The sequence below is a fragment of the Paenarthrobacter sp. TE4293 genome, from assembly GCF_050435325.1.
Lineage (GTDB): Bacteria > Actinomycetota > Actinomycetes > Actinomycetales > Micrococcaceae > Arthrobacter > Arthrobacter nitroguajacolicus_C.
This window is the reverse complement of the sequence record NZ_JBNJRY010000010.1, coordinates 55,215-70,839: the sequence shown is the minus strand read 5'-3', so window position 1 is coordinate 70,839 and position 15,625 is coordinate 55,215. Positions and strand designations below refer to the sequence as shown.

Below are 15,625 nucleotides of genomic sequence, written 5' to 3'. Positions count from 1 at the left end.
CTGCGGATGACACTGGTGATCGCGGCGGCCATCACTCTCACTGTTTCAGTGTTCGCGGTATTGGTGTACGTCTTCGTGGGTCATGAACTGCGCAAGAACGAGGATCTCTCCCTGAGGCGCGAATCGGATCGCATCATCCAGCTGATCCAGACCGATCCCAATTGGCAGGGCTTCTCGCAGTGCACCTGGGTCCGTTCGCCGGCCTGCGCGCAGGTAGTGGCGCCTACCTCCGTCGAGGACCCGGACTCCGGCGCCGGGCCGGCATTGCCCATCACCGCTCAGATGCGGGAGGTGGCATCCGGCCAAAGCCCGGCCTTTTTCACCGAAGCGGCCATCAGCGATGACCCTATCCGCGTGTACGTCCGGCCACTGCCGAATGAGCGTGCCTTGGTAGTGGGTGTTCGGGACGACAGGGTGCTGGCGTCCTTCGAGCGACTCGGTTGGCTGCTCGCGGCGACAGTGCTGGGAGCCTTGGTGGTGGCCGCAGGCACTGCCTACGTGGCCGCACGACGCGGACTACGTCCGGTAGACCGGCTCACGGCCGTAGCCGAGGGTATCGCCCAAACCGGCAACACTGACATCAGGATCCCTCAAAGCACAACCACTGAGATCAACCGGCTCAGCAACGCCTTCAATACGATGCTGAGCGAATTGGAGCAGTCCCGCCACCAGCAGGAACAACTGATTGCCGACGCTTCCCATGAATTGCGGACGCCCCTGACGTCGCTGCGGACAAACGCCGCCATGCTCAGGAATCCCGAACTTTCCCAGGGCAGCAAAGAAGGCATCACCGGAGCCCTGGAGCATGAACTGATAGCCATGCAGTCGCTCATCGAGGACCTGATCGATCTGGCCCGCAACAAGGAGTCCCCTTCCTTCATCGAGGAAATGGACCTCAACGAACTTGTTCTCTTCTGCATGGACAACGCGGAACGGCGTTACCCCGGGGTGGCGTGGTCCCTGGAAGGGCCCGGCGACCCTCTGCTCGTGGCAGGAGATCGGGTCAGGCTGGCCCGCGCCATCACCAATCTGCTGGACAATGCCGGCAAGTTCACTCCCGATCCAGGCCAGGTCCGGGTATGCCTCAGCGTTTCGGGGCGCAGCGTCACTCTTGATGTGCGGGATACGGGACCGGGTATCAGGACGGAGGACCTGGACCATGTCTTTGACAGATTCTACCGGTCCACCAGCGCACGAAGCGTGGCCGGATCCGGCGTGGGACTCGCTGTGGTTCACAATGTAGCCGTGGCCCACAACGGCACGGCGAAGGCGCACCCGAGCCACAGCGGAGCACACTTCAGCCTTAGCCTGCCGCTGGCCGAAGACAGCTAGGCACCTCGCCGGATCGTCACCCTGGCCTCAGCACGCAGAACTCGTTGCCCTCGGGGTCCGCGAGGCAACGCCATGACACGTCGCCCTGGCCGACGTCAGCGTCGGCAGCGCCAAGCGCATGCAGCCTTGCCACCTCTCCCGCTTGATCGTCGCCGGGATACGGCATCAGGTCGAGATGGATACGGTTCTGTAGTCCGTCCGGGTCTGGAGTGCGAAGCAACTCCAAATATGGCCCGACCCCCTTGGATGAACGCAGCCTTGCGTGATCATCGTTCACTTCGTGGAGGGTCCAGTCCGTCGCTTCGTTCCAGAAGTTGGCCATGGCGCGCGGATCTGCGCAATTGACCACCACGGTGGCGATGGGACCGGTGTCCTGGTAGATCGGACGGGGTTCCAGGACGCAGAAAAGGTTGCCCTCGGGATCGGCAAGTACCGTCCACGGCACATTTCCCTGGCCTATGTCGGCCGGTGTCGCTCCGAGCTCCTTGAGGCGCGCAACCAGCTCCGTTTGATGAGCTGCCGATGAAGTGGCCAGATCCAGATGCGCGCGGTATTTCACTGTTTCCGGATCCGGAACTGTCACAACATCAATGCAGACGGCTGAAGGGTCCGGCCACGTGAAACCCACGGGTTCAACGTTGGTCACACCGGGTCCCTCACTGGAAACACCCCAGCCGAGTGCGTCAGCCCAAAATCGCCCGAGAGTCGTGTCATCCCGGGCTTTGAAATTCACCTGAACCAGTCGCAGTCCCATGCCGCACTACCCTATACCCGGCTCGAGCCGGATACCGGAGCCCCACTACTGTCCGCAGGCTCTGAAACGGCCCGAATTACCCCACCAAGTTCTCCGCAGCACCGTCCATGTGCGCGATGATCGTCTCCCGTGCCTTGGCGGCATTTCCGGTTTCAATGGCGGCAACAATGTCGTGATGCCGCCCGACACTCATGTTCCGCGTGGCGCGTTCCAGTCCGGCGAACATGATGGACATCCGGATGGAGCCCTCCAGGGATTCCCACGAATGCAGCAGGGTTTCGTTCCCGGACAGCCGGCAGAGGGTGCGGTGGAACTCGAGGTCGGATTCGATCCGCTCCTCCAGTGAGGACTTGGCGGCTTTGTCCATATTGTCGACGGCGGCACGCAGCTCTGCGAGCACGGCCTCCTTGTCGGGCATGTCGCTGAGGGTCCGGGCAGCCAATGATTCCAGGGCGCCACGGACGGCGAAGATGTCGCGGATTTCCTTGACGTCCAGGTGTCGCACGGACATGCGGCCGCGCGCTCCGGCGGAGATCAGGCCTTCCTGCTCCAGCTGGCGCAGGGCTTCGCGGAGGGTGCCGCGGCTGATCTGCAACATCTCGGAAAGTTCGGTTTCCACGAGGTGCCGCCCGGGTTCGAGTTCACCACTGGTGATGGCGGTCCGCAGTGCTGCGAGCGCCTGTTCGCGCAGGCTCTTCTTCTCAAGTCCCAGCAGGGAGGCGGTGGCCATGGTGTGTCCTCGGTTCTTTGGGCAACTGCTGACAGTCTGGTGTTAACAGTTGATACTACGGGCAGGAGTCCGGGACGGGCAGTCATGTCCTTCCCGCACTCCTGCCGGATAACAAGAACTCAGCCGAGTTCGGCCAGCACCTTGGCCACGATCCGGTCCACGGACAGTCCGTACCGTTCGTGCAGCGTTGGCAGCGCACCGGCGTCGAGGAACTGGTCAGGAAGGCCGATGGGAACCACGCGCTTGCCGAGACCGGCAGTCACGACGGCGGACGCGACAGTTTCGAACAGACCGCCAACAACGGTGTGGTTCTCCAGCGTCACGGCGAGACGGTCCGTGTTCAGCTCTGCCAGGACGGTGGCGGAGTCGAACGGCTTGATGGTGGGCGTGTGCACCACGGCCACGTCCACGTTGTGCTTCGCCAGCGCATCCGCAGCCTGCAGGGCACGCATGGTCATCAGGCCGGAGGACACGAACACGACGTCATTGCCGCCGCGAAGAACCTTCGCCTTGCCGAGCTCGAACGTGTAGTCGTACTCGTCGAGCACGGTGGGCACGTTGCCGCGGAGCAAGCGCAGGTACGTGGGCCCTTCAGAGGCCGCGAGCTGGGGCACTGCCTGCTCGATATCCACGGAATCGCAGGGGTCCACGATGGTCAGGTTGGGCATGCCGCGGAAGATCGCCATGTCCTCGGTGGCCTGGTGGCTGGGACCGTAGCCGGTGGTCAGGCCGGGCAATCCGCCAATGATGTTGACGTTGAGGTTGGGCTCGGCAATGTCCAGGCACAGGAAGTCGTAGGCGCGCCGGGCTGCGAACACGGAGTACGTGGAAGCGAAGGGAATCAGCCCGGTCTCGGCCATGCCTGCTGCGGCACCAAACAGGAGCTGCTCGGCCATGCCCATCTGGAAGAACCGCTCCGGGAACGCCTTGGCGAAGATATGCATATCGGTGTACTTACCGAGGTCTGCCGTGAGACCAACAATGCGGGAATCCGCCTCGGCGGCCTTGACCAGTGCATGCCCGAAGGGAGCCGACGTGGTCTTCTGGCCAGGATCGGCGAAGGACGCGATCATGGCGGAAGTCTTGAGCTTCGGTGTGGTGGTAACGGTGCTCATGCTGAAGCCGTCCCTTCGTATCCTGCGGTCAGCTGGTCGCGGCAGATCTGCCACTCGTTTTCTTCGATGCGCATGAAGTGCGCCTTTTCGCGGGTCTCCAGGAGCGGCACGCCGCGCCCTACTTTGGTGTCGCAGAGGATGACCGACGGGCGCCCGACTGGCGCTGCGACAGCGGCGATGTTGTCGAACGCTGCCAGCAGCGCACCGACGTCGTTCCCGTCCACGCGCTGCGTGTACCATCCGAACGATTCCCACTTCCCGGTGACCGGCTCGGTACGGAGCACGGTGTCCGTCGCGCCGTCAGCCTGGAGGGCGTTGATGTCCACCATGGCGGTCAGGTTTCCCAGCTGGTGGTGGTAGGCGCCCATGGCGGCCTCCCACGTAGAGCCCTCATCCAGCTCGCCGTCGGAGAGGAAGTTGATCACCCGGGATCCAGAGCCCTGCGCCCGCAGCCCCAGAGCCATGCCGACCGCGATGGTCAGCCCGTGACCCAGCGAACCACCGGAGATTTCCATGCCGGGGGTGTAGGTGGACATGCCGGACATCGGCAGGCGGGAGTCATCGGAACCGTACGTTTCGAGCTCGGCGACCGGGACAATGCCGGCCTCGGCCAGCGCTGCATAGTGTCCGATTGCGTAGTGTCCGGTGGACAGCAGGAAGCGGTCCCGGCCCTCCCAGTGCGGGTCTTCGGCACGGTAGGTCAACTGGTCGGCGTAGACGGCAGCCAGCATGTCGGCGGCACCAAGTGCCTGGCCAACGTAGCCCTGGCCCTGGACCTCGCCCATGTTCAGGGCATGGTGGCGGATGCGGTAGGCGGCGGCGCGGAGGCGCTCGATCCGTTCGGGCGAGGGAGCGGTGGGAGCAGAAGCGGCGGCCGCTTCGACTGATGAGAGTGTCACTGGATTCCTTCCGGAGCCGGGCGCGTACCGATGGGGAGGACGCGCCCGACGTCGATGGTGCTTTAGGCGTTTACCGTCTGGGGAGTTTTGCTGGCGGCTTCTTCGGCGAGCGCACGCTCGCGCTTGCCCCAGGTTTCACGGGTGATGAGCGCTGCCCAGAGGCCGATGGCTGCGTAGACGCTGAACAACAGGGCCGGCCCCATCCAGCCCATGCTGACGAACAGCAAGGTGGTGATGAACGGCGTGAAACCGGAGACCATGGCGGAGATCTGGTAGGACAGCGAAGCGCCGGAGGAACGGGTCTTGGCCTGGAACAGTTCAGGGAACCACGCACCTTGGGCGCCTGCGAGGGAGTTTTGGCAGACGGCGTAGGCGATGACGATGGTGGCGATGATCAGGAAGAAAAGGCCGGTGTTGACCAGCATGAACATCGGGATGCCGAACAGGACCGCGAAGGCCGTGGACCAGATGTACACCGGACGGCGGCCCACCTTGTCGGTCAGCTTCCCCCAGAAGTACGTTGCGAAGATGCCGATGCCTGCCGCGACGCAGAGAGCCACGAGGGTCTCGGTCTTGTCCGCCAGCTTGTTGGTGTGCAGGTAGGAAATCATGTAGGTCACTGACACCGCGTATCCGGCAGTTTCAGCGATGCGGAGGCCGATGCCGCGGACGATGTTGCGCCAGTCGGTCTTGATGACCTCGACGATGGGGGACTTCACAATGTCGCCCTTGTTCTTGACGTCCTCGAAGACCGGGGACTCGGGAACTTTGGAACGGATGATGAGTCCGACGGCCACCAGGACGATGCTGGCAAGGAACGGTACGCGCCATGCCCATTCACTGCCGAGGCCCACGCTGCTGAGGAAGACAAGGTTGGCGAGCAGGAGACCTACCGGGAAGCCGGCCTGCACGATTCCCGTGAACTGGCCCTTCTTCCGCCAGGGTGCGTGCTCGTAGCTCATCAGGATGGCACCGCCCCATTCAGCACCGAAGGCCAGGCCCTGGATGACGCGGACCAGGACCAGGAGCGCCGGAGCCAGAAGGCCAACCTGCTGGTACGTGGGGAGCAGGCCAATGGCGAAGGTGGCCAGGCCCATGAGGATCAGCGATGCCACCAGGACCGGTTTGCGGCCGAGCTTGTCACCCAGATGGCCACCGATGATGCCGCCCAGAGGACGGGCAGCGAAGCCGACGCCGAGGGTCGCGAAGGAGGCCAGGGTGCCTGTCACCGGGTCGGCGCCCGGGAAGAACGCCGTACCGAAGTACAGTGCGGCGGCGGTGCCGAAACCGATGAAGTCGTAGGTTTCGATGACTGCGCCGACGCCGGAACCGACGGCGACGCGCTTTGCTTCCTTGGTTCCATGAACCGGACCACGCATGGTCAGAGCTTCATTGCTCATGTGTGTCTTTCCCTTTCAAGAGTGCGGCGCTTTTTCGGCAACCTCACTGTCGACAGTCAACATAATACGTCAACTGTGACCGACGACACCAGCAATGTCAACAGTCGACTTTGAAGGTTGACTGTTGACAGTCAACACAGATACCGTGGTCTCCATCACTAAGGTCCCTCTCCGGCGAGGGCCCCAATTTGAGGATCAATGACGATGTTTCATCAACTACTGGGCTGTTCATCCATCAGCTTCCGCCACCAGGATCTGGCTGCCGCCCTGCACACCATGCGCGGCCTCGGCTTCGAAGAGATCGACCTCGGCGCGCTGCCCGGCGTCTGCGACCACGTCGCGTACGTCCTCGACGCCGCCGCAGTCGAGGCGGTTGCCGCCGTCGTCAATGACTCGGGGCTCCGCGTCCGCTCGGTCAACGGCGACATCGGCGACCTGAACGCAGCGCTCGACGCCGGTGGGCAGGATGCGCGCGAACGGCACCTTGGCATGCTGCTCGCCTTGGCCGCCAAGACCGGTGCGAAGGCGCTGGTCCTGCCCTGTGGCGCGATCGACCATGAACCCGTACGCAGTGTGGAAGAGGACATCGACGTTGTAGCGGCGCAACTGATCCACGCGTCCCAGCGCGCGGCGGAGTTCGGCGTCGAGCTCTGGACCGAATCGCTGCACTACTACCGACTGTGTTGGAACACCGGGCGGGCCCAGCTGCTGGCCGACCGCCTGGCCGGATCCGACGTCGGAATCGTCATGGATTTCAGCCACATCGTTGCCTCCGGCGGCGACCCCGTGGACTTCGTGGACCGCTTCGCCCCACAGCTAAGGCACGTTCACCTGCGGGACGCAGTCCCGGCCACGGAAACCGGGCCGGGGAACATCAATCTCAGCATCGGCAACGGCAAGGCCGACTTCGCTGCCGGACTCGCAGCACTCAGGGACGTCGGCTACGCCGGACATTTCTCCCTCGAACTCGAAACCCGGGACGTTAGCCACGACGAACGCCCGGCCGCTGCCGCCAAAGCAGCCAGCTTCATCACAGACCTCATCCAAACCGCGTCACCTCATATTCAAGGAGCACCATGACCACCATCCAGCGCACCGCCGTCCTCACCGGAGCTACCTCCGATCGCGGCATCGGCCTGACCACCGCCCGCCGCTATGCCAACCAGGGTTGGGGCGTCGTCATCCTGGACCTCGACGGCGAGAAGTCCGCCAAAGTTGCCGCCGAGATGGCCAACGAGTTCAACGTTCCGGCCTTCGGCTACGAGATCGACGTAGCGAACGAGTCTTCCGTCACCGCGGCCCAGGCCGCAGTTGCAGCGGAAGTTGCCGCCGGAAACCTCCCGCCCGTTGGTGCCCTGGCAAACATCGCCGGCATCACCTCGCCGGTTCCTTTCCTGGAAACCACACTTGAGCTGTGGCACAAGGTCATGGACGTCAACGCCACCGGCACCTACCTGGTCACCAAGGCCTTCCTTCCGGACATGATCGCCAACGGCTGGGGCCGCATCGTGAACATGTCCTCAGTCTCCGCCCAGCGTGGCGGCGGCGTCTTCGGCAAGGTTCCCTACTCCGCAGCCAAGGCGGCCATCCTCGGCTTCACCAAGGCACTCGCGCGCGAAATCGGTGAGACCGGCGTGACTGTCAACGCCATCACCCCCGGTGCCGTGGACACCAACATCCGCGTGGGCAGCACCGAAGAGCAGGAAGCGGCCATCAACGCCGGCATCCCCCTGGGCCGCAATGCCACCACCGAAGAGGTAGCCGCAGTCATCACCTTCCTCTCCTCCGAGGACTCCGCGTACCTCACCGGCACCACCATCGATATCAACGGCGGCAGCCACATCCACTAACTCGAGCTGCTCGAAGGAATCCCAGGACCACCATGACCAGAATCTTTAACGATCCCGCCGACTTCGCTGACGAGGCCCTCGCCGGTTTCTGTGACGCCCACTCGGACCTTGTCCGCCAAGTGGAAGGCGGCGCAGTCCGCCGCAACCGCCCGGCAACTCCGAAGGTCGCCGTCATCACCGGCGGCGGCTCCGGACACTACCCGGCCTTCGCCGGCATCATCGGACCGGGCTTCGCAGACGGTGCCGTGGTGGGCAACATCTTCACCTCTCCCTCCTCGCAGCAGGCCTACTCGGTGGCTAAAGCCGCCAATTCGGGAGCCGGCGTGGTGTTCACCTACGGCAACTACGCCGGCGATGTCATGAACTTCGCCATGGCCAGCGAGCGCCTGACCGCCGAGGGAATCCCGACGGACAACGTGCTGGTCACGGACGACATTGCCAGTGCCTCCCCCTCTGAAGCGGAGAAGCGGCGCGGTATTGCGGGGGACTTCGTGGTCTTCAAGGTCATGGGCGCGGCAGCCGAAGCCGGACTGGATCTCGAGTCCGTGGTGCGTTTGGGTCGCAAGGCGAATGGGCTTACGCGGACCATCGGCACCGCGTTCAGCGGCTGCACGTTCCCCGGCGCCGACCAGCCGTTGTTCCGCCTTCCGGAGGGACAGATGGGCCTGGGCCTCGGCATCCACGGCGAACCTGGACTGTTCGATACCGAGCTGCCGCCCGCCGTCGACCTTGGCCGGGAACTGGTGCGGCGCGTGCTGGCCGAAGCTCCTCCTGCTCCGGCGTCAGGGCGGCTCGCCGTGATCCTCAACGGGCTGGGCTCCACCAAGCACGAGGAGCTGTTTGTTCTCTGGCGCACTGTTGCTCCTCTGCTCCGCGAGGCCGGTTACACCCTGGTGATGCCGGAAGTGGGCGAGCTGGTGACCAGCCTGGACATGGCCGGAGCATCGTTGACCCTGACGTGGTTGGATGACGAACTCGAGCAGTATTGGACCGCTCCGGCGCTGACCCCGGCCTATCGTCGTGGGGCCGTTGGGGTCGACGCTTCTCCTTCAGGGGCTGCCGAGGCGCAGCCCGATGTCACGGCCTCCACCGATTACTCCTCCACAGAGGACTCCCACGCTTACGCCGCCCAGTGCCTGAAAGCATTGGACACGACCGCCGCCTTGCTGCGCGTCTCCGAAGCGATGCTGGGGGACATGGACGCAATCGCCGGCGACGGTGACCACGGCCGCGGCATGGTCCGGGGATCCGCCGCAGCCCACGACGCCGCAGCCCTTGCCTTTGCACGCGGTGCAGGAGCTGGCTCGCTGCTGGCGGCTGCCGGAGACGCGTGGGCCGACAAAGCAGGCGGCACCTCAGGTGTCCTGTGGGGTGCGGGACTGCGCGCCTTTGGCGAACGGTTGGGAGACGCTGAGACCCCGACGCCGGAAGTCCTCGCCGGTTCTGTCCGCGCCTTCGCGGACCGCATCGCGAGTCTCGGAAAGGCCGAAATCGGCGATAAGACCATGATGGACGCGTTGCTGCCGTTCGCGGCCTCCTTTGAGGAGCGCGTCGCTGCCGGTACTCACGCTGAGCAAGCGTGGTCCGCCGCGGCAGCCGACGCCAGCCGGGCCGCCTCGTCCACCGCGGAACTTCGCCCCTTGAAGGGGCGTGCCCGGCCACTGGCCGGGAAGAGCATCGGTACGCCGGATCCCGGGGCGACGTCGCTCGCCATGGTGTTTGCCGCCGTCGGGCCGCATTTCACCGCCGCTCCCGTTGCAGCAACCACCTAGGAGAATCTCATGCGCATCATTGTGGGCGCCGATGAAGCCGGCGTTGATTACAAAGACCGAATCCTGGCCGACCTTGAGGCGGACTCCCGGATCACTGAAGTGATCGACATCGGAGTAAACCGAGCCGACGAGGACTTCACCAAGCCCTACCCCTACGTGGGCATCGCGGCCGGCGAGATGATCCGCGACGGCAAGGCCGACCGTGCCATCCTGTTCTGCGGCACGGGAATTGGGGTGGCTATCGCTGCCAACAAGGTTCCAGGTATCAGGGCCACAGCTGCCCATGATTCCTTCTCCGTTGAGCGCTCCATCCTCTCCAATGACTGCCAGGTCCTCACCATGGGCCAGCGGGTTGTGGGCGTGGAGTTGGCCCGCCGGCTGGCCCGGGAGTGGATCGGCTACGCGTTCGATCCTTCGTCCGGTTCAGCCGCCAAGGTGAAGGTCCTCAGCGACTTCGAGGGCTGCTGAAAACCTCTTCAGGGCGCGAAAAAGGCCGCACAGGCGGGGAAGCCCCTGCCTGTGCGGCCTGAAGATTCAAGAACTACTTGATGAGTGCGGCTGCCTGGTCCATGAGGGCGCCGGCCGCTTCCGGGCCGCCGGCCACACCATCTTCGGCAGATGCCGAGGCGGAGATCAGGACACCACCTTTAATCGCGTGCGCAATAAAGATGGCGCCTTTCCTGCCATCAGGGAGCACCATCACGGTCTTGAAACCCTCTGTTCCGGGTACGTTGCCCACGCCGTCGACCTTCTGAGTTGAGGTAGTGAGCGTTTGCCCTTCAGCGGAGTACGACACCTTTTTGCACTCCTCCGCCTGGGATTTGCTCTTCTCCAAATCGTCGTGGAGACGGGCAACATCGACGCCGGAGGTCATTGACACACTGCTGATGAAACCATTGGTTTTGGTTCGGGTTGTGCCGGCCGCCGTGGAACCATCGATGGTGCGCGGCGCCCCCAGCAAGAAGGGATCCTTGCAGGCCGCGGGTTCGATGGTGGCTCCTGCGAATCCCTTAACCACCGAGTCATACTGTGCCAGCAGCTCGTCGTCGGAAAGTACGGCGGGGCTGGTGCCATCCGCCAGTTTGACCTGTCCGACCAAACCGACAAGCTCTTCGTTGGTGTACTGCTTCGCGGGCGTCGGCGTCGGAGTAGCAGTCTCGCTGGCCGGGGCCGACCCTGATTCCTGTGAGGCCGCAGTGGAACCACCGCAGGCCGTAAGCGCCAGAAGGACCAGTGTCGATGCCCCGAATCCGAGCAGCGTATTTTTCTTCATGTGTTTCCCCAATAATTCTTAGTGATGCGCCCGCGGACACGGACGTCACCAAGACTACTGTCCCGGCTTGACCGCCTGGACCAGGCCGTGGGGGCTAGAAGCCGCCGCCACCAGCGCCTGCGTCGCCTGCCATATTGGCAAAACGCGAGTAGTGGCCCTGGAACGCGACAACGATGTCCTTGGTGGGACCGTTACGGTGCTTGGCGATGAGGATGTCCGCTTCACCGGCGCGGGGAGATTCTTTGTCGTAGACATCCTCACGGTGGAGCAGGATGACCATGTCGGCGTCCTGCTCGATGGAGCCGGATTCACGGAGGTCGGACACCATGGGGCGCTTGTCCTGGCGCTGCTCCGAACCACGGTTCAGCTGTGACAGCGCGATGACGGGAACCTGGAGTTCCTTGGCGAGCAGCTTGAGCGCACGGGAGAACTCGGAAACTTCCTGCTGGCGGGACTCCACCTTTTTACCGGAGCTCATGAGCTGGAGGTAGTCGAGGATCACGAGCTTGAGGTCGTGCTGCTGCTTCAGGCGGCGGCACTTGGCGCGGATCTCCATCAACGACATGTTGGGGCTGTCATCGATGAACAGGGGGGCATCGTTCATGCGGCCCATGGTGGTGGCGATCTTGGACCATTGCTCGTCCTTGATGGTGCCCTTGCGGAGATCCTGCAGGCCGATGGTGGCTTCCGCGGAGAGAAGACGCATGGCGATCTCATTCCGGCCCATTTCGAGGGAGAACATGACCGTGGCCAGGTTGTTCTTGATCGCGGCAGAACGGGCAAAGTCCAGGGCGAACGTGGACTTACCCACGGCGGGACGTGCAGCGATAACGATCATCTGGCCGGGGTGGAGGCCGTGCGTCAACTCGTCCAGCTCGTAGAAACCGGTGGGAACACCGGTCATGCCTTCGCCTCGGTGACCCGAGGCCTCGATCTCGTCCACGGTGGATTCCATGACGTCCTTCAACGCCACGTAATCCTCAGCCGTACGCTTTTCCGCAACGGCGTAGACCTCTGCCTGGGCCTGGTTGACCAGGTCTTCCACTTCGCCGTCCTGGCCGTAGCCCATCTGGACGATCTTGGTACCGGCATTAACGAGGCGGCGAAGGACTGCGCGCTCGGCGACGATCTCGGCGTAATAGCCGGCGTTTGCCGCGGTAGGGACGGTCTGGATGAGCTCGTGGAGGTAGGCAGGACCGCCGATCCTGTTGATCTCGCCCCGCTTGGTCAGTTCATCCGAGACGGTGACGGCGTCGGCCGGTTCGCCGCGACCATAGAGGTCAATGATGGACTCATAGATGGTCTCGTGGGCGGGACGGTAGAAGTCATGCCCACGGACGATTTCCACGACATCTGCGATCGCGTCCTTGGACAGCATCATGCCGCCGAGCACCGACTGTTCAGCAGGGATGTCCTGGGGAGGTTTCCGGCTCGAATCCGAAGCGCGTGTGCCCTCGATTGAGTCCAAGTGCGTAACTGACAAAGCCGTCCTCCATTTGTGTACCGCTGCAGAGACTTACTCCTGGCGGCCCGTAAAGCGCAGTGTGTGGCTACGGAATCCGTCTGGTGCTCTGACGATGTCAGGCAGGGCAGACAAAATAGCATTCCGTATCCACAAGTTATCCACAGCTGTTTCCGCTGGGACACGACCGGTCATGGAAACCGGGGTGCCAAGGAAACTCAACAAGGGATATTTGCGTCCAAAATGGACACTCCAGACACGTTACAGCAGGCGCCGGATGCCCCCTGTGGAAAACCTGTGGAATACCAGCCCCTCGTTGTGCACAGACTGTGCGTTACCCTGTGGATAGAGAATTTCTTTTGCGGGAAACCAAGCCCTGACCTGCGGAAATGCTCTTCACAAGCTGTGGACTAAAGAAAGATTTGCCTCGAATTAATCCACAGCCAACCGTCGTCAGCCGCCTCTTTAGGCGGGGAGCAACACCCTAAACATGCCGGAAATGTGATGCATCTAACAAGTTGTCCTTAATTTGACACTGACCTCTCAGAAGCCTATGCCGAAACTGGAATGTGCTGTGGATAACCAAGTTCTGGCATAAGCTCTAGGCATGGGGATGAACTTTGGTGACGTGTTGACGATTGCCCTTCCGCTTCTCGTCCTCGTGGGCCTGCTGTGGGCACTCACGGCGGCCTTCAAGCCGCGTGATACCGGCATCTCGGACGCGGAAAGGTATCAGCGTGAACTGGCCGCCCGCTCGGCCGCGCACCAAGCTTCCCAGGTACAGGCAGCACTGGCCTTGCGTGCCCGGATTGAGGCCACCACGAAACCGAGCCAGAACGAAGCCCAGCAAAGCCAGCAAACGGAACAGAACCGGTCAGCCGTCCAGGCACAGGCCGCCCGGTCCCACGCCGCCGGCCAGACGGGACACCAGCCGGCGGTACTTCCCAACGGTCAACTGAACCCCCAGCTTGCTTTCGAGCTCCAAAATCTGGTCCGCAGCGGGAAGAAGATAGAGGCCATCAAGGTCCTGCGCCAAGCTACCCATTCAGACCTGCTGACCGCCAAGAACTACGTAGATCGGCTCTGACAACGCCATGGATTCCATCCTTATCCCGCTCCTGATCCTCGTTGCGGTCATTGCGGGCGTGCTCCTGCTCATTCGCTCGTTTACCAAGCGCTCTGCCGAATCCAAGGCGGACGCCGCAGCGGCGAACGCTCCTACGGACCCTGTGGAACTTGCCAGGGAATCCGCCGCCAAGCTCAACCAGGAGCAGCACCGGCAGCTTTACTCGCTCATCGCCCGGGGACAGGGCATGGCTGCCATCAAGCTCTACCTCCAGGCGACCGGCGAGGGCCTGCGCGCGTCGCGTGACGCGGTGGGCGCCTTGGCCGCGCATCCGCAGCCGTTCACCCCGGAGGCTCCCGCCAAGGACCTGCTGGCAGACGACGATGACGAGCCGGAGCGTTTCCCCTACCGGTACCGCGCCATCGTCAGCAAAGGCGAGGTGACCCGGGAAGTGAGCAGCAACATGCTCAACGACGAGATTTACGGTCGGATCCGGACGCTCGCAAAAAGCGGTGATGTTGAGGGCGCTGCCGTCGCCCTGACGCGCCACTCAGACATCACCATCAAGCAGGCCCGCGAGTTCATCGAACTATTGGACGACTAGCGAGACCTAGAAGTCGAACAGGTCCCCGAGGAAACCTTCTTTTTTCTTGCGCTTGCGGCCATAGCCGTCGCGATCGTAGCCATCACGCCGGTCCCCGTCCCGCCGGTCATAGTCACGCCTGTCCCTGTCGTCATAACGCGGCTGCTGGGGACGGGACTCGAACGGGTTGTAGAGCGGCGGCGGTGCGATCGGGGGCTGCTGGGGCGCGGGCGTTGGGCGCGACCGCGGAGCGGAGTCGGCGTTGACCCGATCAATGATCTTGTCCAGCTCACCCCGATCGAGCCACACGCCCCTGCACTGCGGGCAATAGTCGATCTCCACGCCGCTTCGCTCGCTCATCACCAGGTCAATGGAATCCACAGGACATTTCATGTTTGCCCCAACGATCAACCAGGCAAAATAGTTCGGTCCAACCACGCATCGGAATTCATCACGAGGCAGGCCCTGCGTCCTTCTCCCTGGATGCGCGGACCGCTTCACCGTCTGGCTGGACATGACGCCGCGCCCGGCGGAGAAAGGTGATCAGCGCCCCTGTTTCGGAGTCGGTGTGAAAGGTGTAGTCCATGACCCCAGAGCGCTCATCGGTTTCCCATAGTCGCCGGCCCGTGCCATCGCTATCGATCCACGCCGACCTTTCAGCGCGGCCGGTGCGGCCGAACCAGTTGGCGGTCGAAGGATAGGTATTTACCTGCCCGCCGAAATTCCAGCCAGGAGCTGTTCAAAAGGCAGCGACTCCAGAACGGGAGCCTTGCTCCCGGGCTGGGGACCGCTCAACAACTGCACGAGTTCCCCCGCGGCCCTGTCCACGCGCGCCGAGAGGGGCGAGCCGCCGTCGTCGGTTCCCCAGTCCTGCGGCCCAGCGAAGACGCCGGTGGCCGCAATCCTGGTACGCAGGTAGGTGAACAAGGGGCGCATGGCGTAGTCGAGGACCATTTGGTGGCGGTCGGTGCCGCCGGTGGCGCCCAGAAGCACGGCTTTACCGTCCAATGACTTCGGGTCCAGGACATCGATGAAGGACTTGAAAAGGCCGCTGTAGGAGGCGCTGAAGACGGGGCTGACGGCGATGATGGCGTCGGAATCGTCGACGCCGGCAATCACCTCAGCGAGGCGTGGCGCAGCATAGCCGGTGACAAAGTTGTTGGCGATGTCCACGGCGAGGTCGCGCAGTTCAACCACGTCGATCTTCGCGTCGTACCCTGCCGCCCGCAGCTGCCGCTCGGTGGAGGCGGCCAGCTGATCGGCCAGCAGACGGCTCGACGACGGGACACCGAGTCCGGCGGAAAGGACGGTGATGCGGCGGGTTTCCATGGCGTTCTCCTGTTGCTTGTTCATCCAGCTTACATGCGTTTGCATCTAAATCAATGAACG

16 protein-coding genes are annotated in these 15,625 nt (G+C 63.3%); 7 read left to right on the top strand and 9 right to left on the bottom strand.

Annotation, left to right across the window (positions count from 1 at the left end; genetic code table 11):
* Positions 1 to 6: 6 nt before the first annotated feature.
* On the top strand, positions 7 to 1,332 hold the full coding sequence (locus tag QF015_RS18690) for a HAMP domain-containing sensor histidine kinase (protein ID WP_429390396.1): 1,326 nt from the start codon (positions 7 to 9) through the stop codon (positions 1,330 to 1,332).
* A 16-nt stretch (positions 1,333 to 1,348) separates the two neighbouring features.
* Here the strand turns inward: QF015_RS18690 and QF015_RS18685 are convergent, their stop codons facing one another.
* From QF015_RS18685 to QF015_RS18665, 5 genes are all read right to left on the bottom strand, one after another.
* Positions 1,349 to 2,086: a VOC family protein gene (locus QF015_RS18685; RefSeq protein ID WP_310208006.1), complete on the bottom strand. Its 738-nt coding sequence runs from the start codon at positions 2,084 to 2,086 to the stop codon at positions 1,349 to 1,351.
* A 76-nt stretch (positions 2,087 to 2,162) separates the two neighbouring features.
* Entirely contained in the window at positions 2,163 to 2,816 is a 654-nt protein-coding gene (locus QF015_RS18680) for a GntR family transcriptional regulator (RefSeq protein ID WP_310208008.1), read from the bottom strand.
* 119 nt (positions 2,817 to 2,935) lie between these two features.
* On the bottom strand, positions 2,936 to 3,931 hold the full coding sequence (locus tag QF015_RS18675) for a transketolase family protein (protein WP_310208011.1): 996 nt from the start codon (positions 3,929 to 3,931) through the stop codon (positions 2,936 to 2,938).
* Positions 3,928 to 4,830 (bottom strand): transketolase, encoded by a 903-nt coding sequence (locus QF015_RS18670; RefSeq protein WP_310208014.1) that lies wholly within the window; start codon positions 4,828 to 4,830, stop codon positions 3,928 to 3,930. Before QF015_RS18670 ends, QF015_RS18675 begins: the two co-directional genes overlap by 4 nt.
* A gap of 62 nt (positions 4,831 to 4,892) precedes the next feature.
* Positions 4,893 to 6,230: an MFS transporter gene (locus tag QF015_RS18665; RefSeq protein ID WP_310208017.1), complete on the bottom strand. Its 1,338-nt coding sequence runs from the start codon at positions 6,228 to 6,230 to the stop codon at positions 4,893 to 4,895.
* 204 nt (positions 6,231 to 6,434) lie between these two features.
* Between QF015_RS18665 and QF015_RS18660 the strand changes: the two genes are divergently transcribed.
* From QF015_RS18660 to QF015_RS18645, 4 genes are read left to right on the top strand one after another with little or no spacing between them, the layout of a single operon-like run.
* Complete coding sequence (locus QF015_RS18660; protein WP_429390459.1) at positions 6,435 to 7,310, top strand: sugar phosphate isomerase/epimerase family protein; 876 nt, start codon at positions 6,435 to 6,437, stop codon at positions 7,308 to 7,310.
* Positions 7,307 to 8,080 (top strand): SDR family NAD(P)-dependent oxidoreductase, encoded by a 774-nt coding sequence (locus QF015_RS18655; protein WP_429390395.1) that lies wholly within the window; start codon positions 7,307 to 7,309, stop codon positions 8,078 to 8,080. Before QF015_RS18660 ends, QF015_RS18655 begins: the two co-directional genes overlap by 4 nt.
* Before the next feature lie 32 nt (positions 8,081 to 8,112).
* Positions 8,113 to 9,852: a dihydroxyacetone kinase family protein gene (locus QF015_RS18650; protein WP_429390394.1), complete on the top strand. Its 1,740-nt coding sequence runs from the start codon at positions 8,113 to 8,115 to the stop codon at positions 9,850 to 9,852.
* Between the two features lie 9 nt (positions 9,853 to 9,861).
* Entirely contained in the window at positions 9,862 to 10,320 is a 459-nt protein-coding gene (locus QF015_RS18645) for a ribose-5-phosphate isomerase (RefSeq protein WP_429390393.1), read from the top strand.
* A gap of 73 nt (positions 10,321 to 10,393) precedes the next feature.
* On the opposite strand, the gene QF015_RS18640 is transcribed toward QF015_RS18645, so the two are convergent.
* Together QF015_RS18640 and dnaB are read right to left on the bottom strand one after the other, a co-directional pair.
* The gene (locus QF015_RS18640) at positions 10,394 to 11,125 is read right to left on the bottom strand and encodes a hypothetical protein (RefSeq protein ID WP_429390392.1); all 732 of its coding nucleotides are present in this window, start codon (positions 11,123 to 11,125) and stop codon (positions 10,394 to 10,396) included.
* A gap of 94 nt (positions 11,126 to 11,219) precedes the next feature.
* A complete protein-coding gene (dnaB, locus tag QF015_RS18635; protein WP_089597011.1) occupies positions 11,220 to 12,608 on the bottom strand; it encodes a replicative DNA helicase in 1,389 nt (462 codons plus the stop codon).
* A gap of 592 nt (positions 12,609 to 13,200) precedes the next feature.
* On the opposite strand from dnaB, the gene QF015_RS18630 reads away from it, so the two are divergent.
* Both QF015_RS18630 and QF015_RS18625 read left to right on the top strand, forming a co-directional pair.
* A complete protein-coding gene (locus QF015_RS18630; RefSeq protein ID WP_310208588.1) occupies positions 13,201 to 13,674 on the top strand; it encodes a hypothetical protein in 474 nt (157 codons plus the stop codon).
* Positions 13,675 to 13,681: 7 nt separating this feature from the next.
* Entirely contained in the window at positions 13,682 to 14,257 is a 576-nt protein-coding gene (locus tag QF015_RS18625; RefSeq protein WP_310208033.1) for a hypothetical protein, read from the top strand.
* A gap of 6 nt (positions 14,258 to 14,263) precedes the next feature.
* On the opposite strand, the gene QF015_RS18620 is transcribed toward QF015_RS18625, so the two are convergent.
* Together QF015_RS18620 and QF015_RS18615 are read right to left on the bottom strand one after the other, a co-directional pair.
* Positions 14,264 to 14,629 carry a zf-TFIIB domain-containing protein gene (locus tag QF015_RS18620; RefSeq protein WP_310208036.1) on the bottom strand — a complete coding sequence of 122 codons (366 nt, stop codon included), beginning with the start codon at positions 14,627 to 14,629 and terminating at the stop codon, positions 14,264 to 14,266.
* A gap of 312 nt (positions 14,630 to 14,941) precedes the next feature.
* Positions 14,942 to 15,565 carry an FMN reductase gene (locus QF015_RS18615; protein WP_310208591.1) on the bottom strand — a complete coding sequence of 208 codons (624 nt, stop codon included), beginning with the start codon at positions 15,563 to 15,565 and terminating at the stop codon, positions 14,942 to 14,944.
* Positions 15,566 to 15,625: the final 60 nt, after the last annotated feature.

What these genes read in the sequence shown, in the direction of transcription:
- QF015_RS18675 (WP_310208011.1), bottom strand. Translation starts at nt 3,931, where the DNA reads ATGAGCACCGTTACCACCACACCGAAGCTCAAGACTTCCGCCATGATC.
- QF015_RS18655 (WP_429390395.1), top strand. Translation starts at nt 7,307, where the DNA reads ATGACCACCATCCAGCGCACCGCCGTCCTCACCGGAGCTACCTCCGAT.
- QF015_RS18615 (WP_310208591.1), bottom strand. Translation starts at nt 15,565, where the DNA reads ATGGAAACCCGCCGCATCACCGTCCTTTCCGCCGGACTCGGTGTCCCG.
- QF015_RS18625 (WP_310208033.1), top strand. Translation starts at nt 13,682, where the DNA reads ATGGATTCCATCCTTATCCCGCTCCTGATCCTCGTTGCGGTCATTGCG.
- QF015_RS18665 (WP_310208017.1), bottom strand. Translation starts at nt 6,230, where the DNA reads ATGAGCAATGAAGCTCTGACCATGCGTGGTCCGGTTCATGGAACCAAG.
- QF015_RS18685 (WP_310208006.1), bottom strand. Translation starts at nt 2,086, where the DNA reads ATGGGACTGCGACTGGTTCAGGTGAATTTCAAAGCCCGGGATGACACG.
- QF015_RS18660 (WP_429390459.1), top strand. Translation starts at nt 6,435, where the DNA reads ATGTTTCATCAACTACTGGGCTGTTCATCCATCAGCTTCCGCCACCAG.
- QF015_RS18620 (WP_310208036.1), bottom strand. Translation starts at nt 14,629, where the DNA reads ATGAAATGTCCTGTGGATTCCATTGACCTGGTGATGAGCGAGCGAAGC.
- QF015_RS18690 (WP_429390396.1), top strand. Translation starts at nt 7, where the DNA reads ATGACACTGGTGATCGCGGCGGCCATCACTCTCACTGTTTCAGTGTTC.
- QF015_RS18630 (WP_310208588.1), top strand. Translation starts at nt 13,201, where the DNA reads ATGAACTTTGGTGACGTGTTGACGATTGCCCTTCCGCTTCTCGTCCTC.
- QF015_RS18640 (WP_429390392.1), bottom strand. Translation starts at nt 11,125, where the DNA reads ATGAAGAAAAATACGCTGCTCGGATTCGGGGCATCGACACTGGTCCTT.
- QF015_RS18650 (WP_429390394.1), top strand. Translation starts at nt 8,113, where the DNA reads ATGACCAGAATCTTTAACGATCCCGCCGACTTCGCTGACGAGGCCCTC.
- QF015_RS18645 (WP_429390393.1), top strand. Translation starts at nt 9,862, where the DNA reads ATGCGCATCATTGTGGGCGCCGATGAAGCCGGCGTTGATTACAAAGAC.
- QF015_RS18680 (WP_310208008.1), bottom strand. Translation starts at nt 2,816, where the DNA reads ATGGCCACCGCCTCCCTGCTGGGACTTGAGAAGAAGAGCCTGCGCGAA.